The organism is Exiguobacterium sp. Leaf196 (assembly GCF_001423965.1).
Lineage (GTDB): Bacteria > Bacillota > Bacilli > Exiguobacteriales > Exiguobacteriaceae > Exiguobacterium_A.
In genome coordinates this window covers 307,350-331,483 of record NZ_LMPV01000006.1, presented here as the reverse complement: position 1 = coordinate 331,483, position 24,134 = coordinate 307,350, and the positions used below count along the sequence as shown (strand labels likewise).

At 45.4% G+C, this 24,134-nt stretch carries 24 protein-coding genes; 18 read left to right on the top strand and 6 right to left on the bottom strand.

Going from position 1 to position 24,134, the window contains the following annotated elements; all coding sequences use genetic code 11:
- Nucleotides 1-19: 19 nt before the first annotated feature.
- Nucleotides 20-796, bottom strand: coding sequence for a Cof-type HAD-IIB family hydrolase (locus tag ASG02_RS07890; protein WP_035406686.1), 777 nt, complete (start codon nt 794-796; stop codon nt 20-22).
- A 173-nt stretch (nt 797-969) separates the two neighbouring features.
- On the opposite strand from ASG02_RS07890, the gene ASG02_RS07885 reads away from it, so the two are divergent.
- Both ASG02_RS07885 and rnjA read left to right on the top strand, forming a co-directional pair.
- Nucleotides 970-1,185, top strand: a complete 216-nt coding sequence (locus ASG02_RS07885) for a DNA-dependent RNA polymerase subunit epsilon (protein ID WP_029342182.1) — start codon at nt 970-972, stop codon at nt 1,183-1,185.
- On the top strand, nt 1,182-2,849 hold the full coding sequence (rnjA, locus tag ASG02_RS07880; RefSeq protein WP_035406688.1) for a ribonuclease J1: 1,668 nt from the start codon (nt 1,182-1,184) through the stop codon (nt 2,847-2,849). Before ASG02_RS07885 ends, rnjA begins: the two co-directional genes overlap by 4 nt.
- 46 nt (nt 2,850-2,895) lie before the next feature.
- Here rnjA and def read toward each other — a convergent pair whose 3' ends face one another.
- On the bottom strand, nt 2,896-3,435 hold the full coding sequence (def, locus tag ASG02_RS07875) for a peptide deformylase (protein ID WP_023468853.1): 540 nt from the start codon (nt 3,433-3,435) through the stop codon (nt 2,896-2,898).
- A 377-nt stretch (nt 3,436-3,812) separates the two neighbouring features.
- Here def and pdhA point away from each other — a divergent pair, with 377 nt between their 5' ends.
- The 5 genes from pdhA to ASG02_RS07850 all read left to right on the top strand — a co-directional run bounded on the left by pdhA (nt 3,813) and on the right by ASG02_RS07850 (nt 9,094).
- On the top strand, nt 3,813-4,895 hold the full coding sequence (pdhA, locus tag ASG02_RS07870) for a pyruvate dehydrogenase (acetyl-transferring) E1 component subunit alpha (protein ID WP_035406689.1): 1,083 nt from the start codon (nt 3,813-3,815) through the stop codon (nt 4,893-4,895).
- Between the two features lie 3 nt (nt 4,896-4,898).
- The gene (locus tag ASG02_RS07865; protein WP_035406692.1) at nt 4,899-5,876 is read left to right on the top strand and encodes an alpha-ketoacid dehydrogenase subunit beta; all 978 of its coding nucleotides are present in this window, start codon (nt 4,899-4,901) and stop codon (nt 5,874-5,876) included.
- Between the two features lie 101 nt (nt 5,877-5,977).
- On the top strand, nt 5,978-7,264 hold the full coding sequence (locus ASG02_RS07860; RefSeq protein ID WP_035406694.1) for a dihydrolipoamide acetyltransferase family protein: 1,287 nt from the start codon (nt 5,978-5,980) through the stop codon (nt 7,262-7,264).
- A gap of 3 nt (nt 7,265-7,267) precedes the next feature.
- Entirely contained in the window at nt 7,268-8,680 is a 1,413-nt protein-coding gene (gene lpdA / locus ASG02_RS07855; RefSeq protein WP_056062389.1) for a dihydrolipoyl dehydrogenase, read from the top strand.
- Nucleotides 8,681-8,788: 108 nt separating this feature from the next.
- Complete coding sequence (locus ASG02_RS07850) at nt 8,789-9,094, top strand: SAV0927 family protein (protein WP_035406699.1); 306 nt, start codon at nt 8,789-8,791, stop codon at nt 9,092-9,094.
- Between the two features lie 61 nt (nt 9,095-9,155).
- Here ASG02_RS07850 and ASG02_RS07845 read toward each other — a convergent pair whose 3' ends face one another.
- Entirely contained in the window at nt 9,156-10,643 is a 1,488-nt protein-coding gene (locus tag ASG02_RS07845) for an aminotransferase class I/II-fold pyridoxal phosphate-dependent enzyme (protein ID WP_056062388.1), read from the bottom strand.
- Between the two features lie 133 nt (nt 10,644-10,776).
- Between ASG02_RS07845 and ASG02_RS07840 the strand changes: the two genes are divergently transcribed.
- The 3 genes from ASG02_RS07840 (at nt 10,777) to ASG02_RS07830 (ending at nt 12,431) form a co-directional block, all read left to right on the top strand.
- The gene (locus tag ASG02_RS07840) at nt 10,777-11,049 is read left to right on the top strand and encodes a UPF0223 family protein (RefSeq protein WP_056062384.1); all 273 of its coding nucleotides are present in this window, start codon (nt 10,777-10,779) and stop codon (nt 11,047-11,049) included.
- A gap of 283 nt (nt 11,050-11,332) precedes the next feature.
- Nucleotides 11,333-11,521 (top strand): hypothetical protein, encoded by a 189-nt coding sequence (locus ASG02_RS07835; RefSeq protein ID WP_023468845.1) that lies wholly within the window; start codon nt 11,333-11,335, stop codon nt 11,519-11,521.
- Between the two features lie 124 nt (nt 11,522-11,645).
- Nucleotides 11,646-12,431 carry an inositol monophosphatase family protein gene (locus tag ASG02_RS07830; protein WP_035406708.1) on the top strand — a complete coding sequence of 262 codons (786 nt, stop codon included), beginning with the start codon at nt 11,646-11,648 and terminating at the stop codon, nt 12,429-12,431.
- A 40-nt stretch (nt 12,432-12,471) separates the two neighbouring features.
- Here the strand turns inward: ASG02_RS07830 and ASG02_RS15665 are convergent, their stop codons facing one another.
- Entirely contained in the window at nt 12,472-12,642 is a 171-nt protein-coding gene (locus ASG02_RS15665; protein ID WP_162236131.1) for a DUF5325 family protein, read from the bottom strand.
- 184 nt (nt 12,643-12,826) lie between these two features.
- Here ASG02_RS15665 and typA point away from each other — a divergent pair, with 184 nt between their 5' ends.
- The 3 genes from typA (at nt 12,827) to ASG02_RS07815 (ending at nt 16,271) form a co-directional block, all read left to right on the top strand.
- Nucleotides 12,827-14,674: a translational GTPase TypA gene (typA, locus tag ASG02_RS07825; RefSeq protein ID WP_035406711.1), complete on the top strand. Its 1,848-nt coding sequence runs from the start codon at nt 12,827-12,829 to the stop codon at nt 14,672-14,674.
- Between the two features lie 26 nt (nt 14,675-14,700).
- Complete coding sequence (locus ASG02_RS07820) at nt 14,701-15,054, top strand: YlaH-like family protein (RefSeq protein ID WP_023468841.1); 354 nt, start codon at nt 14,701-14,703, stop codon at nt 15,052-15,054.
- A gap of 122 nt (nt 15,055-15,176) precedes the next feature.
- Nucleotides 15,177-16,271: a sorbosone dehydrogenase family protein gene (locus ASG02_RS07815; protein WP_056062381.1), complete on the top strand. Its 1,095-nt coding sequence runs from the start codon at nt 15,177-15,179 to the stop codon at nt 16,269-16,271.
- Nucleotides 16,272-16,314: 43 nt separating this feature from the next.
- Here the strand turns inward: ASG02_RS07815 and ASG02_RS07810 are convergent, their stop codons facing one another.
- The gene (locus ASG02_RS07810; RefSeq protein ID WP_035406716.1) at nt 16,315-16,518 is read right to left on the bottom strand and encodes a YlaI family protein; all 204 of its coding nucleotides are present in this window, start codon (nt 16,516-16,518) and stop codon (nt 16,315-16,317) included.
- Between the two features lie 117 nt (nt 16,519-16,635).
- On the opposite strand from ASG02_RS07810, the gene ASG02_RS07805 reads away from it, so the two are divergent.
- Together ASG02_RS07805 and ASG02_RS07800 are read left to right on the top strand one after the other, a co-directional pair.
- On the top strand, nt 16,636-17,088 hold the full coding sequence (locus tag ASG02_RS07805; RefSeq protein ID WP_056062378.1) for a hypothetical protein: 453 nt from the start codon (nt 16,636-16,638) through the stop codon (nt 17,086-17,088).
- Nucleotides 17,089-17,128: 40 nt separating this feature from the next.
- Nucleotides 17,129-18,445, top strand: coding sequence for a PhoH family protein (locus tag ASG02_RS07800; protein ID WP_056062377.1), 1,317 nt, complete (start codon nt 17,129-17,131; stop codon nt 18,443-18,445).
- A 38-nt stretch (nt 18,446-18,483) separates the two neighbouring features.
- Here the strand turns inward: ASG02_RS07800 and ASG02_RS07795 are convergent, their stop codons facing one another.
- Nucleotides 18,484-18,945 carry a hypothetical protein gene (locus ASG02_RS07795; RefSeq protein ID WP_056062372.1) on the bottom strand — a complete coding sequence of 154 codons (462 nt, stop codon included), beginning with the start codon at nt 18,943-18,945 and terminating at the stop codon, nt 18,484-18,486.
- A gap of 123 nt (nt 18,946-19,068) precedes the next feature.
- Between ASG02_RS07795 and ASG02_RS07790 the strand changes: the two genes are divergently transcribed.
- From ASG02_RS07790 to ASG02_RS07780, 3 genes are all read left to right on the top strand, one after another.
- Entirely contained in the window at nt 19,069-19,347 is a 279-nt protein-coding gene (locus ASG02_RS07790) for a YlaN family protein (RefSeq protein WP_023468835.1), read from the top strand.
- Between the two features lie 71 nt (nt 19,348-19,418).
- Nucleotides 19,419-20,690: an FtsW/RodA/SpoVE family cell cycle protein gene (locus tag ASG02_RS07785; RefSeq protein WP_035406728.1), complete on the top strand. Its 1,272-nt coding sequence runs from the start codon at nt 19,419-19,421 to the stop codon at nt 20,688-20,690.
- Nucleotides 20,683-24,117: a pyruvate carboxylase gene (locus tag ASG02_RS07780; RefSeq protein WP_056062369.1), complete on the top strand. Its 3,435-nt coding sequence runs from the start codon at nt 20,683-20,685 to the stop codon at nt 24,115-24,117. Before ASG02_RS07785 ends, ASG02_RS07780 begins: the two co-directional genes overlap by 8 nt.
- Nucleotides 24,118-24,134 lie beyond the last annotated feature (17 nt).

Sequence of the window (24,134 nt, the reverse complement as noted above, 5' to 3'; positions counted from 1 at the left end):
TCAGCTTTACATCTATCTATTAGATGAGTTGGAATTCTTTGAGTCCATGTGCGATACCGTCTTCAAGAATTGGTTTCGTGACATAATCGGCAGCGGCTTTTGTTTCCGGAAGCCCATTGCCCATTGCAATACCGGTTCCGACATAGCGTAGCATTTCAAGGTCATTGAGAGCATCTCCAAAAGCGAAGGTATCCTCGCGGCGAATGTTTGTCAATTTCAAGAACTGTTTGATGCCTTCTGCTTTCGAGGATCCAACGTTGATGACATCCATCGCATGGGGATGCCAGCGAATGAAATCAAAAGCATCGTAACGTTTGATGTAATCTGCTTCTTCTTCTGCCGTGCAGTAGACAAGCGTTTGAAACACATCGTGAGACAAGAAGGCTTCTTCATCGTGAAGCGGTAACGGCATGTCGAGATCTCCGAGCGAATCAACGACATGAAAATCATTTGATTTCGTTGTAAAACCTTTTGTTTCGCCAAGATAGACAAGCGTATGTCCGTTTTCCTTTGCTTGTTGCGTCAAATGTGTCAGATCGACTTTAGGTTGTGGACGTTTGTAGATGATTTCGTTTTGATGAACGACAATTTGCCCGTTGTAACCGATGATCGTATCAATGTTGAGCAACTCACGAATCCCAGATAACATTGCGGGACCGCGTCCAGTCGCGAGCGCTACATATACACCGTTTTCTTGAAGTTGACGAATTGCCTGTTTTGTTGATTCCGGAACGAAATGACCATCATGCAATAAGGTTCCGTCGATATCGAAAAAGACGACTTTCTGATTTGCCATGGTTTCACCTTCTCTTTTTAATTGGTCGAAATGACCTGTTCATGTGAAAGTATAGCATAACCAAAAGCGTGTTGCCGGAAGGGAACATGCGGAATAAGGATGAAAAATAGTCCATGTATCGTGTATACTGTACTAAGGACAAAAAACAATGTACTGATAAGGAGTTGCTAGACATGATTTTTAAAGTATTTTACCAACCGCTTCGTTCGGAAGCACCTGTTCGTGAACGGACAGAAACGATGTATGTAGAAGGGGAAAGCATTCGTGACGTGCGATCAACGATTGACCACCTCAAAGAGATCAACATTGAGTTCATCCGCGAAGTTAGTGGAGAATTTTTGACATACGAGCAACAACATCCTGACTTCAAGGTTGCGACGTTCGAATGAAGTTCGTCAAAAACCATCAAGCCGCCGTCTTCGCACTCGGTGGACTCGGGGAAATCGGAAAGAACACGTATGTCGTTCAATTCCAAGATGAAATCATCGTCATCGACGCGGGTGTCATGTTCCCTGAGGATGAATTACTCGGGATCGACTATGTCATTCCGGACTACACTTATTTGATCAAGAACAAAGATAAGGTCAAAGGGGTCTTCATCACGCACGGTCACGAAGACCATATTGGCGGTCTTCCTTTCTTGCTTAAACAAGTAAACTTACCGATTTACGCTGGAAAAATTGCAATGGGTCTCATTAAAGTCAAACTAGAAGAACACGGTTTGCTTCGGAATGCAGAACTTCATGAAATCGATGAAGATTCGATCATCAAGTTTCGGAAGACGAGTATCTCGTTCTTCCGTACGACACACTCGATTCCGAACTCGTTCGGTGTCGTCGTCAAGACACCACAAGGCAATATCGTGCATACAGGGGACTTTAAGTTCGATTTCACACCGGTCGGAGAACCTGCTGATTTAGCGAAAATGGCTGAACTTGGTAAGGAAGGCGTCTTGTGCCTCTTATCGGATTCTACGAACGCTGAAGTGGAAGGTTTTACGATGAGCGAACGTGTCGTTGGGGAAACGATTTCAGACATCTTCCGTAAGGCGGAAGGACGAATCATTTTCGCGACATTCGCATCGAACATCTATCGTCTCCAACAAGTCGTCAATGCTTCTGTTGAAGCAGGACGAAAAATCGTCGTTTTCGGACGTAGCATGGATAAGGTCATGATGATTGGTCAAGAACTTGACTTCATCAAGGCACCGAAGGGTACGATCATCGAGCCGAACGAGATGAAGCGTTATAAATCAAACGAGTTGACGATCCTTTGTACCGGTTCACAAGGAGAACCGATGGCGGCCCTTAGCCGTATCGCAAACGGAACACACCGTCAAATTTCAATCATTCCAGATGATCTCGTCATCTTCTCTTCGTCACCAATCCCAGGAAACGTCGTTTCTGTCGGAAAGACGATCAATCAGCTATATAAAGCTGGCGCAGATGTCATGTACGGTAAACTGAATGATATCCATACATCAGGTCACGGTAGTCAACAAGAGCAGTTGCTCATGTTACGTCTATTGAATCCGAAATACTTCATGCCGATTCACGGGGAATACCGGATGCTGAAGAAGCATATGTCGCTTGCGATGGATGCTGGTGTACCGGAAGAGAACTGCTTCGTCATGGATAACGGTGAAGTACTGGCATTAGATGCGAATGCAGCCGCTATCACTGGGAAGATTCAAGCGAATGCCGTTTATGTCGATGGAAAAGGAATCGGTGATATCGGTAACATCGTCTTACGAGACCGCCGTATTCTCTCAGAAGAGGGACTTGTCGTCGTTGTCGTGACGCTTGACTCTAAAACGAATCGTCTCGTCTCAGGACCGGATATCATCTCGCGTGGTTTCGTCTACATGCGTGAGTCAGGTAATTTGATTAAAGATGCTGAACGTCTACTTAAGCGTTCGCTTGATCAATCGCTTGCGAACCGTAACACGAAATGGACGGACATCAAACAAGTCATCAATGATACGCTCACACCGTATTTAACTGAAAAAACACAACGTCATCCGATGGTCATGCCGATCATCATGGAAGTCTGATTCGAAAAAATCCTCGTTTCCGGAAACGGAAACGAGGATTTTTGTATTATGTGGCAGGACCATATTCCTTGAATGGTTCTTTTTTATCGATCCGATCATAGAACATGACACCATCCAAATGATCATATTCGTGTTGACAGACGATTGCTTTCATACCTTTTAAACGTAATTTTACAGGATTTCCGTTATGATCGATGCCAGTTAGGGTAATACGCATATAGCGCGGTACATGTCCTTCGACTTCACGGTCGACGGACAGACATCCTTCGCCGCCCGTTAAATACGTCTGCTCGACGGAATGACTGATGATTTTTGGATTATAGATACCAAATTCCAGCAAATCATCACCATCCGGTAAGCGGATTGCGAACATGCGCTTGTTGACACCGATTTGTGGTGCTGCAAGTCCAATGCCGCTTCGTAAATCGTATTTCTTCGCAATTTCATCATCTTGACTGTTGGCGAGGAACTCGCGCATGAGTCGCATCGTTTCCTTATCCTCATCGCTGAGAGGGAAGGTCACTTCTACTGACCGTTCGTGAAGAGCAGGAACGTCTTCGCGTACGATTTCATTCATGGTGATCATGAACAACACTCCTTTCGTCTACAAAAAGTATAGCATAGGAAAGTGGGGAATGATGACAACTAACACAGTAGGAAAATATCGAATGATACAGAAGATGGAATATTCTAGTTTTGTGATTGAATTCACAATATGAAACGCGAAAAAAATAAAACATTTCCTTTGATTTTAAGGTGTTACAGATTTATACTTGTAACGTAATGAACAAGACACTATAACGTGTCGATTCATGATAATACAGTTTACTCAACTGAATAGGTACACAGACACATGTTCAAAGGATAGTCACACGGGACTTCGTTTTTTGGACACTATTGTCATGTGGGCAAATCAGTCAGAGGAATATTTCGCTGAACGCAGTGAAAGGATGAGGTGAAAAGATGAACGTAAACATGTTTAAAAACGTGGAAGAAAACTTTGAAACGTTCCGCATTCTTGACGAGAAAGGTGAAGTCGTCAATAAAGACGCTATGCCAGACCTCTCGGATGAAGAGCTTACGGAATTAATGCGCCGTCTCGTATACACACGTATCTGGGACCAACGTGCAATCTCACTTAACCGTCAAGGACGTCTTGGTTTCTACGCTCCAGTAGCTGGACAAGAAGCGTCAATGATCGGTACGCAATTCGCTTTGGATAAAGATGACTGGATTCTTCCTGGATACCGTGATATTCCACAAATGGTCTTCCATGGCTTCCCACTTTACAAAGCATTTTTGTTCTCACGCGGTCACATCACAGGCGGTCAGATTCCTGAGGGTGTTAACGTCTTAATGCCACAAATCATCATCGGTGCGCAGATCGTTCAAGCGGCTGGTGTTGCTCTCGGTCTTAAGAAAAGCGGTAAAGAACAAGTAGCGATCACTTACACAGGTGATGGTGGTTCTTCACAAGGGGACTTCTATGAAGGTATGAACTTCGCTGGAGCTTTCAAAGCACCTGCAATCTTCGTCGTTCAAAACAACCGTTTCGCAATCTCGACACCTGTCGAAAAACAATCTATGGCGAAAACAATCGCTCAAAAAGCTGTTGCTGCTGGTATCAATGGTATCCAAGTCGACGGTATGGACGTTCTTGCTGTATACGCAGCTACGAAACAAGCACGCGTAGAAGCACTTAACGGTGTTCCGACATTGATTGAAACATTGACTTACCGTTATGGACCACACACACTCGCTGGTGATGATCCAACACGTTACCGTACAAAAGACATGGATGATGAGTATCAAGCACAAGATCCACTCGTCCGTTTCCGTGCTTTCATGGAAGCAAAAGGTCTTTGGAACGAAGATAAAGAGAACGAAGTCATCGAGCAAGCTAAAGCTGACGTTAAGGAAGCACTTGCACAAGCTGACAAAGAACCAAAACAAAAAGTTACAGATTTCATCAACGTGATGGCTGAAAAGCTTCCACTAAACCTGCAAGAGCAGCTTGATGAGTATACAGCAAAGGAGTCGAAATAACCCATGGCACAAATGACGATGATCCAAGCGATCACTGACGCAATGCGCGTCGAGATGAAACGCGACGAACAAGTTCTCTTGTTCGGTGAAGACGTCGGTAAAAACGGTGGGGTATTCCGTGCGACGGAAGGTCTTCAAGATGAGCTCGGCGAAGACCGTGTCTTCGATACACCACTTGCGGAATCAGGTATTGGTGGTCTTGCTGTCGGATTCAGTCTGACAGGATTCCGTCCAATCATGGAAATCCAATTCTTCGGATTCGTATTCGAAGTATTCGATTCAGTTGCAGCACAACTCGCGCGTCTCCGTTACCGTTCAGGTGGCACATACAATGCACCTGTAACAATCCGTTCACCATTCGGTGGCGGTGTTAAAACACCGGAACTTCACGCAGATAACCTCGAAGGACTCATGGCTCAGTCACCAGGACTTAAAGTTGTCATTCCTTCAACACCATACGATGCAAAAGGTCTCTTGATCGCGTCAATCCGTGATAACGACCCAGTCGTATTCCTCGAGCACATGAAACTCTACCGTTCATTCCGCGGTGAAGTGCCAGAGGGCGATTACACGATCGAACTCGGAAAAGCTGATGTAAAACGTGAAGGTACAGATGTAACAATCGTCACTTACGGTGCGATGGTGCACGCTTCACTTAAAGCAGCAGAAGAGCTCGAAAAAGAAAACATCAGCGTCGAAATCATCGACTTGATGACGATCAGCCCGATCGATATCGATACGATTCTTGCTTCTGTCAAGAAAACAAACCGTGTCGTCGTCGTTCAAGAAGCACAAAAACAAGCGGGTATCGCTGCAATGGTTGCAACTGAAATCCAAGAACGTGCAATCCTTGACCTCGAAGCACCGATTCTTCGTGTTGCTGCTCCAGATACGATCTTCCCATTCGCACAAGGTGAAGACGTCTGGATCCCGGATCACAAAGATATCGTCGAGAAAGTCAAGACTGTCTACAATTTCTAAGAGCATTTCGGAAAATAAGGAGAGGGGTACATTCTCTCCTTGCTTCCGTTTTTACAGATAACAATCGACTAGAAGAGTGAACTAAAAGGAGGCATATTCAAATGGGTTTATTTGAATTCAAATTGCCGGATATCGGTGAGGGTATTCATGAAGGTGAAATCGTAAAGTGGTTCGTAAAAGCGGGCGACACTGTCAAAGAAGATGATGTTCTTCTTGAAGTACAAAACGATAAAGCAGTCGTTGAAATTCCATCGCCAGTTGATGGTACTGTTAAAGAAGTAAAAGTTGACGAAGGTGTCGTAGCTGTCGTTGGCGACGTCCTCATCACTTTCGAAGTCGAAGGCGAAGGTTCTGCTCCTTCTGAAGAAGCAGAGCAACCAAAAGCTGAAGAAAATGCGAAAGACGTTCAAGATACGGATCAAAAAGTGGAAGACAAACCAAACGAGGTTCAAATCCATAAATCAGAACGCGTCATCGCGATGCCATCTGTCCGTAAATATGCACGTGAAAAAGGTGTCGACATCCGTGAAGTCCAAGGTTCTGGAGACAACGGTCGTGTCGTTAAAGAAGACATCGATGCATTCGCAAACGGTGGACAAACTTCTGATGCACCAGCAACTGAAGAAAAAGCACCAGCTGCTTCTGCACCAAAAACAGAAGTGAAGCCATACGTTGCTGCTCAACCTGAACTTGAAACACGCGAGAAAATCAAAGGAATCCGTAAAGCGATTTCGAAAGCAATGGTTAACTCGAAACATACAGCTCCACACGTAACACTCATGGACGAAGTGGATGTTACGAACCTCGTTGCACTCCGTAAAAACTTCAAAGAAGTTGCGGCTGCTCAAGGTACGAAATTGACTTACCTTCCGTTCGTCGTAAAAGCATTGACTGCTGCTGCTAAAAAATACCCGGCAATCAACGCATCAATCGACGATGTAAACGAAGAAATCGTCTACAAAAACTACTTCAACATCGGTATCGCTGCTGATACAGACAACGGTCTTGTCGTACCAGTCGTCAAAGATGCAGATCGTAAATCGATCTTCGCACTTGCTGACAACATCAATGACCTTGCTGGTAAAGCACGTGACGGAAAACTTTCTGGCGACGAGATGAAAGGCGGATCAATCACGATCACTAACATCGGTTCTGCTGGCGGTCAATGGTTCACACCAGTCATCAACCACCCAGAAGTTGCAATCCTCGGTATCGGCCGTATCGCTGAAAAAGCGGTCGTCAAAAACGGCGAAATCGTTGCTGCACCAGTTCTTGCACTTTCATTCAGCTTCGACCACCGTCTCATCGATGGTGCAACTGCACAAAACGCGCTTAACTTAGTTAAACGCCTATTGAACGACCCACAACTTCTCATCATGGAGGGATAAGCAATGGTAGTAGGTGAATTCGCACAAGAAACAGATTTACTCGTAATCGGGGCTGGCCCTGGTGGTTATGTTGCTGCAATCCGCGGCGCGCAACTTGGTATGAAAGTAACAATCGTTGAACGTGAAAACGTCGGCGGTGTCTGCTTAAACGTAGGATGTATCCCATCAAAAGCCTTGATCACTGCAGGACATAACTTCCAGCACGCTAAAGGTTCAAGCGATATGGGGATCACTTCTGAGAATGCAACTGTCGATTTCTCGAAAGTTCAATCTTGGAAACAATCTGTCGTCAACAAATTGACTGGCGGCGTTAGTGGTCTTCTTAAAGGCAACAAAGTCGAGACTGTCGTTGGGGAAGCTTACTTCCAATCAGAAGATACAGTTCGTATCATCAACGAAGATTCTTCGACTCCTTACAAATTCAAGAAATGTATCATCGCGACTGGTTCGACTCCAATCGAACTTCCAGCTTTCAAATGGTCAAAACGCGTTCTTTCTTCAACAGGCGCATTGAACCTTCCTGAAATCCCGAAAAAACTCATCGTCATCGGTGGCGGATACATCGGGATGGAGCTTGGTACAGCGTATGCGAACTTCGATACAGAAGTCGTCATTCTTGAAGGAACAAAAGACATCCTTTCTGGTTTCGAGCCTGCTATGACACAAGTAGTCAAGAAAAAGCTCAAACAAAAAGGTAACATCACGATCCACAACGAAGCACTTGCACAAAGTGTGGAAGAGTCAGAAGATGGTGTTAAAGTAACATTCGAAGTCAACGGTGAAGCACAAACAGTTGAAGCGGACTACGTCCTCGTCACTGTTGGTCGTCGTCCGAACACAAGTGATCTTGGTCTTGAAATGGCAGAAGTCAAAGTCAGCGACCGTGGTCTTGTTGAAATCGACGATCAGTGCCGTACTTCAAACGAAAACATTTACGCAATCGGTGATATCGTTCCAGGACCACCACTTGCGCACAAAGCTTCATTCGAAGCTAAAATCGCTGCTGAAGCAGCTGCAGGACACCCTGCATACCTCGACTACAGCGCGATTCCAGCGGTCGTCTTCACAGACCCAGAACTCGCTACAGTCGGTTACACGGAAGCACAAGCGAAAGAAGAAGGACTCGACTATGTCGCGTCTAAATTCCCTTACGCTGCGAATGGTCGTGCACTTGCACTCAACGAGCCAGACGGCTTCTTGAAAATGATTACTCGTAAATCAGATGGTCTCTTGATCGGCGCGCAAATCGCTGGTACAGGCGCTTCTGATATGATCGCTGAAATGGGACTCGCAATCGAGTCTGGTATGACAGCTGAAGATATCGCACTCACAATCCACGCGCACCCATCACTTGGTGAAATCGCAATGGAAACTGCTGAAGTTGCAATCGGTAGCCCGATCCATATCATTAAATAATTCCGAAACACCTCATGCACGGGGAGCCGACCGTGTATGAGGTGTTTTTTTTTGTTTTGTCTTGATTCAAAAAAGGAAAAGAATAAAAAATGGAGAGGGTGGACGCATATGGAATCCGTGACTGCCTTAGAGGAGCTGTATTACGTATCAGAGATGGATAAGGTTCGCTTTGTAGGCTGGACGACCGCATTCGCTCGCTATGATTTCGCTGTCATCTGTACAGGACAATTTTTTGGGAAAGTACTCGTCGTTAGTTTAACCGGTGGTCAGTCAGCGTTATTTGATCAACAGGATGTGTTAAATGGAGAAGTTTTAGCTCGTACTTTTGCAATTGAGCAAGAGGATGTTGCATTAATTGGTGAAGCATTAGCGGCATTCATTCCTTGTTCGCCAAACGATGAATATGCAGAATGAAACGATCCAATTAAAAAAGCAGTAATCCTCATCTAGTAAGGATTACTGCTTTGTTTTGTCTTCACCGAATTGCATTCGATTGCTGAATGACTTTGATCGTCTCGAGCGAATGATCCTCAAGACCTTGAACCGGAAGACCAGCTTCAATGTTTTCTTTAATATAGGCAAGATTGTCTGCCGTGATCATTTCGCCAGGAATAAAGATGGGAATACCAGGAGGATACACCATCATGAATTCAGCTGAAATCCGTCCGACCGCATCGACTAACGGAATTGTCTCTGTTTCTTCATAGAAAGCATCACGTGGGCTGAGAGCGAGCGCTGGAATGTCTGGAAGGACGATTGAGTGATCAATCGTTTCAGCGCCATTATTCTGATAGCGTGCAACAAGTAAAGACATCGCATGTAGGAATGCATCGATTGTCTCTTCCGAGTCACCAGAAGTGATGATGACAAGGATATTATTTAAATCAGAAAGTTCAACTTCGATCCGATGTTCTTCACGCAAAAACTCTTCGACAAGGTGACCAGAAATACCAAGTCCCTTAACGGAAACGAGCACTTTCGTTGGATCAAAAGCGAACGTCGCACTTGAATGAAGATCGGATTCGCCGAAAACGGCGAGATAAGGAAGCTTCGCTAATCCGAAACGCATCCGTGTCGCGAGTTCGAGTGCCCGACGATTCATCGCTTCACCGTTGATTGCAAGATGGCGCCGTGCGCAGTCAAGAGAAGCAAGCAGTAGATAGGATGTTGAAGTCGTCGTCAACATCGAGAGTACCGCTTGAACCTTATCCGGAGAGACAAGACCCCGGCGAACGTTTAAAACAGAGCTTCCAGTGAGTGATCCACCGAGTTTATGGACACTCGTTGCTGCGAGATCAGCTCCTGCTTGCATTGCAGATAATGGCATATCTTCGTGGAAGGCGATATGGACGCCGTGTGCTTCGTCGACGAGTACCGGAATACCCTTACTATGGGAAAGTTTGACGATGCTCTCCAAGTCGCCAGCAACGCCGAAATAGGTCGGGTTGATGACGAGCACTGCCTTTGTATCAGGATGAAGTGCAAGGGCACGTTCTACCGCGCTTGGTGTGATACCGTGTGCGATACCAAATGTCTCATCGAATTCAGGATGAATGAAAATCGGGTGCGCACCAGAAAGAACGATAGCTGACATCACCGATTTATGAACATTTCGAGGAACGAGAATTTTATCATCAGGTCCGACGACGCTCATGATCATTGCCATGATTGCGGTTGACGTTCCTTGTACGGAAAAGAACGTTTCGTCGGCATGGAAGGCTTGAGCTGCCAATTGATGAGCTTCCTTAATGATTGCCTTTGGATGATGAAGATCATCAAGGGGAGCGATATTGATTAAATCGATATCGAGCGCATTCTGACCGATGAACGATCGAAAGGCTGGATCCATTCCTTGACCATTTTTATGACCGGGAATATGAAATTGAATTGGTTGACGTTTCGCATGCGCGAGTAGCGCATCGAATAAAGGTGTATCGAGCTGTGTTAAGCTTTTTGTTTGCACCAGATTTCCCCCCCTTAAAACCGAATAAAAATACAATCAAACAAGCTAACTATAACAAGTTTTCGGACGGTTGCAACTGTTTTATGCTTCTTTTCCGTGTAAAATAGAAAAGTGCAGAAAGGAAGTGGGAATGATGGCATTGAATTATCCGCTCAATTCCGATTGGTCGACGGAAGAAATTGTTAAAGTCATCGACTTTTTCAATTTAGTCGAACAAGCGTATGAATCAGGTGTAGAACGACAACGTTTGCTCGAGGCATATCGGGAATTTAAGCAAATCGTCACCTCGAAATCCGAGGAAAAACAGTGGGATCAGTTTTATATGGAAGAGACAGGTTGCTCAAGTTATCGGACGATGCAACAGGCAAAACGCCAAGAAGATCCAATCGTGCTCATGAAAAAATAATGACATCATAAAAGATAAGACTCCTATGCGATCGTATAGGAGTCTTATCTTTTATACGGACTGGAAATGTGCGGAAAATGATCATCATTTGTTTAAAGTGGAAGGGAAGCGGCTATATACTACATACAAGACGTTATCCTTACAAATATGTGAAACTGTATTTTTTAAAATTAGATGCTTTACATCTAAGTTGAATCGTACTATTATTGATTCAATCCACTGATAAGTCGCAATTGTCTGACAAATTAAACTTCTGTTTATCCCGCGAAGGAGTGTGGTTACTGTGAAACAAGTGATAGAAGCATACAAGAGAAAAGATGCAGAAAAACGCATTCCTGTATTGCGTCTCGAAATCGACTATGAGCTTGCTACATTACATGATGCGATGGTGGCAAGTGACGCAGAAGCTGTTGGTGCAAGTAAAGAGCGCCTCGAAAAATATCGTCAAGAGATGGTACGTCTTGAAGCTTGATTTCAACGTCCTTTTCTCTACCTTATAATAAAATATCACCACTTCAACCAGCGAATCGTTCGCTGGTTTTCTTTTTTTGTTACTATAGAAGAAGCTGGAAACGATGATGAAGGAGTGAAGGAAGATGCAAATCGAGTTGGATGCGATAGACTTGATCAAGCGAGCAGGGAAATACATTCGCGAAAAGATTGATGTGTCGTATCACATTGAACAGAAAACCGGAAAAAGTGATTTAGTGACGGAGATTGATCAAGCCGTCGAGGATTTATTGATTAAAGGTATTCTAGATCGCTATCCGGATCATCATATTTATGGTGAAGAGGGGCGCATCGCTCGACCCGATACACTCGAAGGTACGATTTGGTTCGTTGATCCGATCGACGGAACGATGAACTTCATCCGTCAAAAGCGAATGTTCGCCATCTCAATTGCGATCATGATGGAAGGGGAACTACGGTACGGATTTGTTTATGATGTCATGGCTGACGAGCTATTTCATGTCATCAAAGGACAAGGGGCTTATCAAAACGGTATTCGGTTACCTCAACTGACAGAACGGAGCGTTAAGGAAGCGATCATCTGTATGAATGCTACTTGGGTGACGCCGAACCGTCGAATTAACACGGATCGTCTTGCGCCGCTCGTGCGACACGCAGTAGGTGTACGAGCGATTGGTGCAGCTTCCCTTGAACTCGCATGGACGGCTGCCGGACGCGTTGATGGATATATCACGATGCGTAACATGCCTTGGGATTATGCAGCCGGTCAATTATTGATTGAAGAGCTTGGTGGACGTGTCGGGACGATTACCGGAGAGCCGATGTCGTTTCTCGAGCAAACGAGTGTATTAGCAGGGAGCCAGACATTCGTTGAAGATGTATTGACGTTTGTACAAACACAAGAGGATTGAAAAAAGGTCCTTTCGTTTTAAACGAAAGGAACCTTCTCAGTCATGTTTGTTTGCGCAAACGTGCCTTTAAAACGAATCCGGCACCCATCGCAACTATCATCAAGACGACAGAGGCGATCGTCATCGGTACGTTTTGTTCCGCGATGAAAATGCCGATGCCTGCCATGGATCCTACTGCAAGCATGGCAAGTAACAAAAATAGTAGACGCATGTTTTTTCCCCCTCTACCCGTGAGTACGTTAACAGTGTAGCGTGAATGAAGAATAATGAAAAGGCTTTCGAGATGATGTCGAATCTTAGTCATTGCCAATTAGGACTCTACCTGTGCTATACTCTTAAAGTTGACCGAAAGTATGATAAGATTTATTTAAATGAATAGAAAGAGGTACACACCTATGACAACATTAGTACGAAATGATTTACGCAACGTTGCGATCATCGCTCACGTTGACCATGGTAAAACAACATTAGTCGATGAGCTTTTAAAACAGTCTGGTACGTTCCGTACGAACGAACAAGTCGAAGAACGCGCAATGGACTCAAATGACATCGAGCGGGAACGTGGAATCACGATTCTTGCGAAAAACACTGCAATCGACTACAAAAACACACGCATCAATATCGTTGATACGCCAGGACACGCCGATTTCGGTGGAGAAGTTGAGCGAATCATGCGTATGGTGGATGGCGTCATCCTCGTTGTCGATGCACGTGAAGGCTGTATGCCACAAACACGTTTCGTTTTGAAAAAAGCACTCGAGCAAGGACTTCAACCAATTGTCGTCGTCAACAAAATCGACAAACCGATGGTCCGTCCTCTTGAAGTCGTCGACGAAGTCGTGGATCTCTTGATCGACCTCGGAGCTGACGAAGATCAACTCGAATTCCCAGTCGTTTATGCATCGGCAGTCAACGGCTCAAGTTCATTCGAACCTGAATTAGATAAACAAGAAGATACAATCACGAACGTTCTTGATTTAATTCTTGAGCATACACCAGCACCTGTCGATAACACAATGGAGCCACTTCAGTTCCAAGTTACGATGCTTGACTATGATAACTACCTCGGACGGATCGGTGTTGGTCGTGTCTTCCGTGGCGAAATCAAAGTTGGCGATAGCGTTTCACTTTCAAAACTTGACGGTTCAACGAAGAACTTCCGTGTCACGAAGTTGTTCGGTTACTTCGGTCTAAAACGTGTCGAAATCGAAACTGCAAAAGCAGGAGACTTGATTGCGATCGCTGGTATGGAAGACATCAACGTCGGTGAAACAGTTTGCCCAACTTCACACGTTGATCCACTCCCATTATTACGTATCGATGAGCCAACGCTTCAAATGACATTCATCGTCAACAACTCGCCATTCGCTGGTCGTGAAGGGGATCTCGTTACTTCACGTAAAATCGAAGAGCGTCTTGAAAAAGAACTCGAAACAGACGTTTCACTTCGCATCGAAAACACAGACTCACCGGACCGCTGGATCGTTTCTGGTCGTGGGGAACTTCACCTCGGGATCTTGATCGAAAACATGCGCCGTGAAGGATACGAAATTCAAGTATCGAAACCGCAAGTAATCATCAAAGAAGAAGAAGGCGTCAAAGTCGAGCCATTCGAACGCGTCGTCATCGATACACCAGAAGAGTACACAGGTTCTGTCATGGAATCGATCGGTCTCCGTAAAGGTGAATTGACGAACATGCAAACAATGGACAACGGTCAAACGAAGATGGAATTCATCGTTCCTTCACGTGGTTTGATCGGTTACCGTAACGAATTCCTTTCTGCTACACGTGGATACGGAATCATGAACCACACATTCGAAGAATACCGTCCGTTCATCCAAGCGGACATCGGTGGACGTCGTAGCGGTGTTATGGTCTCAATCGAAACAGGTAAAGCAACTGCTTACGCGATCTCAGCTCTTGAAGACCGCGGAACGATCTTCATCGAGCCAGGTATTGAAGTATACGAAGGTATGATCATCGGCGAATGTAACCGTGATGTCGATCTCGCTGTCAACGTCGTTAAAGCAAAACAATTAACGAACATGCGTGCATCTGCAAAAGACTCAACGAACGTTCTTAAACGTCCACGTGTCTTCTCACTTGAAGAGTCGTTGACATTCTTGAACGAAGATGAGTACTGTGAAATCACACCACAATCGGTTCGTCTCCGTAAACAAGTCTTGAACAAGAACGAACGTGAAAAGCAAGAAAAACGTCGTCGTCTAGGTAAAGATTAAGTCTTGAACGAATAGGGGGACTGGCAATGAATGCACAAGCTGCCGTTGCTTCTGATTTCTCGAAATACGATATTCCGTTCATCGCGAAACTTCTCGGTATCGGAAGTGATCCGAATAACATCGAAGCGGGATTTTATCCTTTAATGATCACCGTCGTCATCTTGACGCTTGTCGTCTTTAAGTTAGGATTTGCTAAGGAACTAGCATGGTGGAAATCACTGATCGTCTATCTCTTGCTCGCCGTCTTCTCGGCAGCATTGACGCTTGTCTTCTGGACATGGCCGATTCCTGAAGTACTCTTAGCGATGGTCTTCGTACTTGGTATTTATCGCTTCCGGATGTGGATGGTCAAGCGTGAACGTGAACGGACAGCTTCTTGACGGAAGCATGTCATGAATCAAAAGAACGAATCTCTTCGGAGGTTCGTTCTTTTTTTGTGCTAATTCAGATGCATGATTTAAAGCGTAGCGGGAACAGGGATACTAAAAGGGGGGAGAAAACAATGAAAATAAGGTATGTCATACCCCTGCTGTTAGCGGGTATTCTGATCGGCTGTACACAAACGTCAGAAGAATCGTCAACAAAGGAAACCAATCAGAAGACACAAAAAAACAATCAACAGGATTCAGGTAATCAAGAAGATACGCAATCATCACAAACGAAAGAAGGAGTCGTATTTAAAGAGCTAAACGCCCCATGGAATATCGTTCGCGAAGGAGAGACTTTTTATATTACAGAGCGCGAAGGAACAATTGTCAAAGGAAAACAAGGTGATTATGAGAGGATGCGCTTGCAACTGAAGAAAGATGTAATTGCTGAAGGAGAAAGTGGATTACTCGGTATGGTACTTGACCCTGATTTTAAGAACAATAAGACGGCATACGTCTATCATACGTATGCAAAACAAAATCAAGTGACCAATCGTGTCATTGCAATCAAAGAGGAAGGCAATCAGTGGGTCGAAGAGCGTGTGTTACTCGACGATATTCCGGGAGCGACGATTCACAACGGAGGACGACTTGAGTGGGGACCAGAAGGTGCACTCTACGTCACAGCAGGAGACGCAGCAAATCCTGAACTGGCGCAAGACATCGATTCACTTGCAGGAAAAATTTTACGCATCACACCTGAAGGAAAACCGTTCAAGGGGAATCAAAAAGGCTATGTCTATAGTCTTGGTCACCGAAATCCACAAGGGCTTGTTTTTGTCGATGACCAACTGTATGCAAGTGAGCATGGTCAAAGTGGACACGATGAAATTAATCGAATTGAACAAAAAAACTATGGATGGCCGACGATTGAAGGGAAAGAACAAGCAAAAGGACTTGTGACACCGTGGTACGAAGTAGGAGAGCGATCCGTTGCACCAAGTGGGATTGCAGAAGCGGATGATACGTTGTATTTTGCAACACTTGTAGGTCAACGATTACAAGCGATTGATCTAAAGACGAAACAGGTCAAAACGATTGTCGAAAATCAAGGGCGGATTCGCGATGTGTGGATTGATGAGACGTCAATTTATTATATTACGAACAATACAGATGGTAGAGGGAATCCGTCGACCGAGGATGATCGATTGGTTCGAATCAAACGGTGAAAAATAAAAGGTCTGCCAGGGAAATTTCCTGCAGACCTTTTATTTACCAGTGTTTTCGTTTTGTTTCCCAAGTAGGGTATAAATGAAATTGTCCAGAGGCATGGCGTTCGAGTGTCCGTTCTTCTACACGAGATCGACACTCATCACATAGATGGACACGAACTGGTTTATTGCGTAATCGCTTCGCTGTGAAGGACCAATCATCAATCGTCTCACGCTTATCGCAAATCGTACATTTCACTCGCATGTCGGGTCCTCCCTTTTTTTCTTAGTATATCATATTAGAAGATTATTCAGATGTAAAAAAGGGAATCGAGAAGTATGTCTCGAAATATCATCACTAAGTCATAGAGGAGGTGATGTCATGGCAAATAAAGTAGAGCAAAATCTCAGCTCACATCAACTAGATGCGTTATCACAATTACCACTTGTTTTTTTGATCACGCATGATCAATCCAAACATTGGCCGATCACACATGCAATTAGTTGGGTATATGCGAAGGATTCACAAACGGTTCGTTTTGCGATCGAAGCAGATTCTCATCTCGTCAAAACGTTACGAGAACATCCGGTTTTCACCTTGATATTCTTTGCAGAGCAGTCGACACACAGCTTAACGTGTACGGACGTCAAGTCGTTTACGCCGCAAGAACCACTTCCACTTTCGCTCTCTTTTTATGAGGGGCGCGTCGAAGAGGTACGTGACATCTTATTTTACGGAGCAGCTGTCACACAACGACCGACCATTGAAAAAACATACGATGAACAGGCAGCTGAACGGTTGGATCAACTTGTTCATCGCATCCTAAAAGCGTAACATTCATCACAAACTCGACTCTAAAGGGGCGAACGATGGAATGAAAAAAATATACGTACTTGATACCAATGTCATGCTTCACGATCCACTTTCTCTCTTTCAGTTTCAAGAGCATGATGTCGTCATACCAGCGATCGTACTAGAAGAACTGGATGGAAAAAAACGCAACATGGATGAGGTGGGGCGCAACGCACGAGAAACAGCTCGCATTTTAGACCAATTGCGGGAAACCGGTCAGCTTCATGCGGGAGTTCCGCTTGGTAACGGTGGCATTCTTCGCGTCGATATCGGTGACTCCATTTACGAGGGCTCGCCGTTTATCCATGAATCGAACGATAATAAGATTATCGAGCTCGCATGGTCGATTCATCGTGAACAACAAACTGAAGCGACGCCACGAGATGTCATTCTCGTCTCAAAAGATATCTTAGTCCGCGTTAAAGCGGATGCGTATGGATTAGTCGCTGAGGACTATATGACGGATCATATCGCTGACTTGACTGGTCTTTATACAGGATTCATCGAAGTGACCGTCGATCAGGAATATATCGATGCTTTCTATCAGGATAAACGACTTTCAGTTGATGTATTGCCGGAAAAAGTGCAACCGAATGAATTCATCATTCTAAAAAGTAACATGTCAAAAGCCTCTGCCATTGCTATCGTTGATCAGAATTTGCCGATCATCCGGGCACTTTCGATCGATGTCGATCAAGTCTGGGGTGTTATTCCCCGAAACGTTCAACAACGGATGGCGTTTGAGTTATTACTTCGAGACGATGTACCGCTCGTTACACTCGTTGGGAAGGCAGGTACCGGAAAGACATTACTTGCACTCGCTGCGGGGCTCCTGCAAGTAGAAGACGAGCATAAATATAAAAAACTTGTCGTTGCTCGTCCAGTCGTGCCGATGGGAAATGATATTGGCTACTTGCCAGGTGAGATGGAGGAAAAGCTTCGTCCGTGGATGCAACCGATCTACGATAACCTCGAACATCTCTTTAATACGGGATCAGGAGACGAACTTGGTAACATTCTCGCGGGAATGAAGACGATTCAACTGGAAGCGTTGACATATATTCGAGGACGGAGCATGCCGGGGCAATTCATCATCATCGATGAAGCGCAGAATTTGACGAAACACGAAGTCAAGACGATTTTAACACGTGTCGGTGAAAACTCAAAAATCGTGTTAGTGGGTGATCCGCAACAGATCGATCACCCGTATTTAGATGAATATTCGAACGGTTTATCCTACGCCGTAGAACGCCTTAAAAATGAGAAAATGACGGGACACGTCAAACTCGTCAAAGGGGAACGCTCGAATCTGGCGCGCCTCGCAGCCGACTTATTATAAAAAACGTGGTGCGTCTATTCAGGCGCACCACGTTTTCCTTATATGACGGTAACCGTGTGAACAGATTTGACGATCCGTTGTCCGTGCAAGAGGTGAACGGGTCCATCTGCTAACACTTTGCCGTCTTGTGAGAACTGCAGGTACACTTCGTCGAGTTGCTCAAGTGGAAGTTCGACCGTTTCTTCACCTTCGAAACGAATAGCGGTCGCTTCCGGTAAGAGTTCAGCATTCCGGATGAACGGTGCGAGCGCCATGGCGAATGACCCTTGAAGCGCGGCTTCTTTTTCAGCGCGTGTCATCGGACGATTATGATCCGTACGACTGCCTTCCATGATGCCTTTATCCCACGCTGCCCCCATTTTCGCGTAGTACGCCTCTTGTTCGCTCGTATCTGCTGGTTGGCCAATCTTCTCGATCGCAACCTTTCGTTCATCAAAGATCCAAACTGTCGGATCAATCGTCAACTGGTGCCGTACTTTACCGTTAATCGGAAAAATCATTTGTTATACCCCCTAAATGTGTAAGTCCAACAAATCCATTATACCGAAACGTTGAATTGTTGGCGAAAGTAAGGTAAAGTTTAGCTATAACAGGAACGCGTCATTTGATGAGGAGGGATTGGATTGTCAACTGAAATCGAGACAGTTCATCGCCAGCGCGCTCTTGAGCTACTAGAAGCGGATGCACAAAAAATCCGCCGGTTGATCGAGGTCCAGCTTGCGAATTTAACGATGCCACAATGTCCTCTTTACGAGGAAGTATTGGATACACAAATGTTCGGATTGTCCCGTCAGATTGATTTTGCGGTACGTCTTGAACTGATTGATGCGGGTGAAGGGAAACAGTTGCTCGAATCACTTGAACAGCAATTATCTGATTTACATGATGCGGAGACGTGCTGATTTTCTACTCAAACGTGAAATGCGGCGTTTGGGTATTTTTTTTTAGAAAACGAAAAAAAGGACGTGTACATATGTTAGCGAAGTTTAAAGAAAAACGAGCATTTTTTGACTACGGTCTCTTCTTTACGATGCTCATCCTCATGGCGATCAGTACAGTCATGGTCTATAGTGCCAGCGTTTGGAACGGTGGCGATTATGCGAATACGTCCTTCTTTGAGAAGCAGTTGATGTTCGATGCGATGGCCATCGTGCTGTTCCTTTTAGTTTCGCAAGTGAATCATGAAGTATTTCGTGGACCAGTCATTCGTTTACTCTTGTACGCGATTACATGGTTGATGCTGATGGCAACACTATTTTCGGCTCCCCTAAACGGAGCTCGCGCCTGGTTGAACTTCGGTATCTTCTTAATTCAACCAATCGAGCTTTGTAAATTCGTGCTCGTCGTCGGGCTTGCCAGTTATTTTGATCAAAAGCACAAAGGAAAGATGGATGGCGTGATTGGGATTGTCCATCACTTCATCCATCGTCAAATTCCAGCGACGTCCCCCGGAAAACGGATTTTACTTAGTTTCTCGGACTGGATCTTGATTCCAATGCTTGTGTTACTTGCACCTTACGCGATCATCATTCGTATGCAACCGGATGACGGCGGATTATTCATTCTGTTACTCATCACGGCGATGATTTTATTTGCAGTAGGATTACCGAGTGGTTACATCATGTTATGTGTCGTTACCGTTCCGATCATCTTCTTGTACGCATGGAACAATTTTTCGGATAATCAGATGCAACGGATTCAAGCGAGTTTGAATCCCTTTCTTGACGCAGAAGGTAAGGGATATCAGCTCATCAACTCCGTCATATCGATTGCCCATGGGGGATTGTTCGGAGTGGGTCTTGGGAATAGTTTTCAAAAGTATGGTTATCTGCCAGAGCCTGAAACCGACTACATCATGTCGATCATCTCGGAAGAACTCGGCTTCATCGGGGTCCTTGTCGTACTCGGTCTATTGTTTTACCTGATGATTCAAGGGGCGATCATCGCTAACCGGTGTGTCTCACTTTATTCGAGCATGCTCGCACTTGGGATTTCCGGTATTATTTTCATCCAGACATGTATCAATATTGCAGCCATGTCTGGTCTGTTTCCAGGTACAGGTGTCACCTTGCCATTCATCAGTTACGGTGGGTCATCGTTACTCGTCATGAGTACGATGCTTGGTGTAATGGCAAACATTTCTATGCAAAACAAATATCGGGTGGCTTATCATAAAGAAGTGCAAACTGCACGTTCGATGAGTGCCACGAGCTCATTAACTAAAGGGGGAGCATCAGTTGACTAAAATCCAGAAGATTCTCGTAGCAAACCGCGGGGAGATCGCGATTCGCGTTTTCCGTGCAGCGACAGAACTCGGTATTCGTACCGTTGCTATTTATTCACGAGAGGACATGGGTTCTCTTCATCGTTATAAAGCCGATGAAGCGTACCGGATCGGAGAAGGAAAAAAACCGATCGAAGCCTACCTCGACATTGAAGATATCATCGCAACAGCGAAAAAAGCCGAATGTGATGCGATCCATCCTGGTTATGGATTCCTCTCTGAGAATATTGAGCTAGCCAAACGTTGCCGCGAAGAAGGAATCATCTTCATCGGGCCGCAAGAAGATCACCTGTATAAGTTCGGAGATAAGGTACGGGCACGGACGACTGCAATTGAAGCGGGTCTTCCTGTCATTCCAGGAACAGATGGTCCGATCTCATCAATTGATGAAGCGTATGCGTTCGCAAAAGAAGCAGGCTATCCACTCATGGTCAAAGCATCGCTTGGTGGTGGTGGACGTGGTATGCGTGTCGTCCGGACAGAAGAAGAGCTTCCAGACATGATTGAACGAGCGAAATCTGAAGCTTTAAAAGCATTCGGTTCGGATGAAATTTACGTTGAAAAATTAATCGAACGACCAAAACATATTGAAGTCCAAATTATCGGGGATGCACATGGAAACATCATTCATTTGTTTGAACGAGACTGTTCCGTACAACGACGTCACCAAAAAGTCGTCGAAGTGGCGCCATGTGTCACGCTTTCAGAAGAAGGGCGTAAAAAGATCTGTGACGCGGCTGTCACGTTGATGAAACATGTCGGATACGAAAATGCGGGTACGGTCGAATTTCTCGTCACACAAGATGAATCGTTCTATTTCATCGAAGTCAACCCACGTGTACAAGTCGAGCATACGATTACGGAGATGATCACAGGCGTTGACATCGTTCAGACTCAAATCCGTGTTGCTGAAGGCGAATCGTTACATAGCGACCTTGTCGGCATTCCACAACAAGAAGAGATTAAGATGCTTGGTTTTGCGATCCAGAGCCGAATTACTTCAGAGGACCCAGAGAACGGCTTCTTGCCGGATACAGGTAAGATTAAAGCGTACCGTTCACCAGGCGGCTTTGGTGTACGTCTCGATGGTGGGAATGCCTATGTCGGAGCAGAAATTTCACCGTATTATGACTCGTTGCTCGTTAAAATCTCGACGCACGGTTTGACGTATGACCAAGCGGTCGCGAAAATGCGTCGAAACTTAAGTGAATTCCGGATTCGTGGTATTAAGACGAACATCCCATTCTTGAGCAATGTCTTGAAACACCACGCGTTCGTCAGCGGCGATTACAATACATCGTTTATCGATGATACACAAGAATTATTCATCTTCCCAAAACGTCAAGACCGGGGAACGAAGCTGTTGACGTACATCGGAGAGGTTTCCGTCAATGGATTCCCGGGAATCGGAAAACTGGACAAGCCACTTGCGCGTGACGTCCGAATTCCAAAAAATCTTCCGGCAGACTACACGCCAGGCGCAAAAGCGATCCTTGATGCAGAAGGACCGGAAGCTGTCGCGAAATGGTTGAAAGCACAAGACAACGTTTTGTTAACGGATACGACATTCCGTGACGCTCATCAATCGTTACTTGCGACACGAATGCGGACGAAGGATCTCGTTGCGATCGCAGAGGCGGAAGCGAAACTGCTTCCTGAATTGTTCTCAGTCGAGGCATGGGGAGGGGCAACGTTTGATGTCGCGTATCGATTCTTATCAGAGGATCCATGGGTTCGTCTGATGAAATTGCGTGAAAAGATGCCGAACGTCCTGATTCAGATGTTACTTCGCGGTGCGAACGGCGTTGGTTACAAGAACTATCCAGACAATGTCATCCATACCTTCGTCAAGGAAGCGGCGCAAGCGGGAGTCGATGTCTTCCGGATTTTCGACAGCTTGAACAACCCGGAATCAATTCAACTCGCCATCGATGCGGTCTTGCCAACAGGTAAAATCGCGGAAGCAGCTGTCTGTTACACAGGGGATCTGTTCGATGCGAATCGTCCGAAATATCATCTGCCGTATTACGTCAATCTGGCGAAACAACTGGAAGAGAGCGGTGCTCACATCATTGCCATCAAGGATATGGCGGGTCTCTTGAAACCGGAAGCAGCCTATGCGCTTGTATCGGCACTTAAAGATGCAGTATCGTTACCAATCCATCTTCACACCCATGATGCGAGTGGAAACGGGATTTATACGTATGCGCGTGCAATCGATGCCGGGGTCGACGTCGTTGACGTCGCGGCATCAAGTATGTCAGGACTGACGAGTCAGCCAGCGGGTGGTAGCTTGATTCATGCCCTAAGTGGTCATCCACGTCAACCACTCGTCTCAGCACAGAAGTTCGAACAGATTTCGGACTATTGGCAGGACGTGCGTCATTTGTATCAAGCATTCGAACTTGATATGATCGCACCAAATCCAACCGTCTACGATCATGAGATGCCGGGTGGGCAATATTCGAACTTACAGCAACAAGCAAAAGCGGTCGGGCTTGCGGATCGTTGGTCTGAAGTCAAAGAAATGTATGCGCGTGTCAACATGTTGTTTGGCGATATCGTTAAAGTCACACCGTCGTCGAAAGTCGTTGGAGACATGGCGCTCTTCATGGTCCAACATCATCTGACGGAAGAAGACGTACTGCACCGAGCAAGTGGACTTGATTTCCCGGATTCAGTCGTTGAACTGATGAAGGGCGAACTCGGAACTCCGCCGGACGGTTTCCCGCAAGAAGTACAACGTGCCATCTTGAAGGGAGCTGCTCCGTTGACGGAACGTCCTGGTAAGATGATGCAACCACTCAACTTTGATGCAATAAAAAATGAGTTGTTTGAGAAACTTGAACGACCAGTCACTGAATTTGATGCTCTCGCTTACGCGCTCTATCCAAAAGTCTTCATGGACTACAGTTCGTATGTCGCGCGATATGGCGATATCTCGGTTCTTGATACGAATACATTCTTCCACGGTATGCGCCTAGGCGAAACGATCGAGGTCGAAATTGAACGAGGGAAGACACTATATCTCAAGTTGATTCAAATCGGTCAGCCAGACGATCACGGGATGCGGACAATCTATTATGAGATGAATGGTGTTCCTCGTGAAGTCGAAGTCAAGGACATCAGTATTAAGGAAAGTTCATCAAGCCGTCCAAAAGCAGATCGAAGTAACGCAAAACAGATCGGTGCGTCGATGCCGGGTAGTGTGCTGAAGGTACTCGTTGAGACAGGCACTCGTGTCCGTAAAGGAGAACAACTTCTCGTTACGGAAGCGATGAAGATGGAAACGACGATCCAAGCACCAGAAGACGGTGAGATCAAAGCCGTCCATGTTAAAGAAGGCGAAGCTATTGCGAGTCAAGACTTATTGATTGAATTCGTATAAGGTCACAATGAAAAACA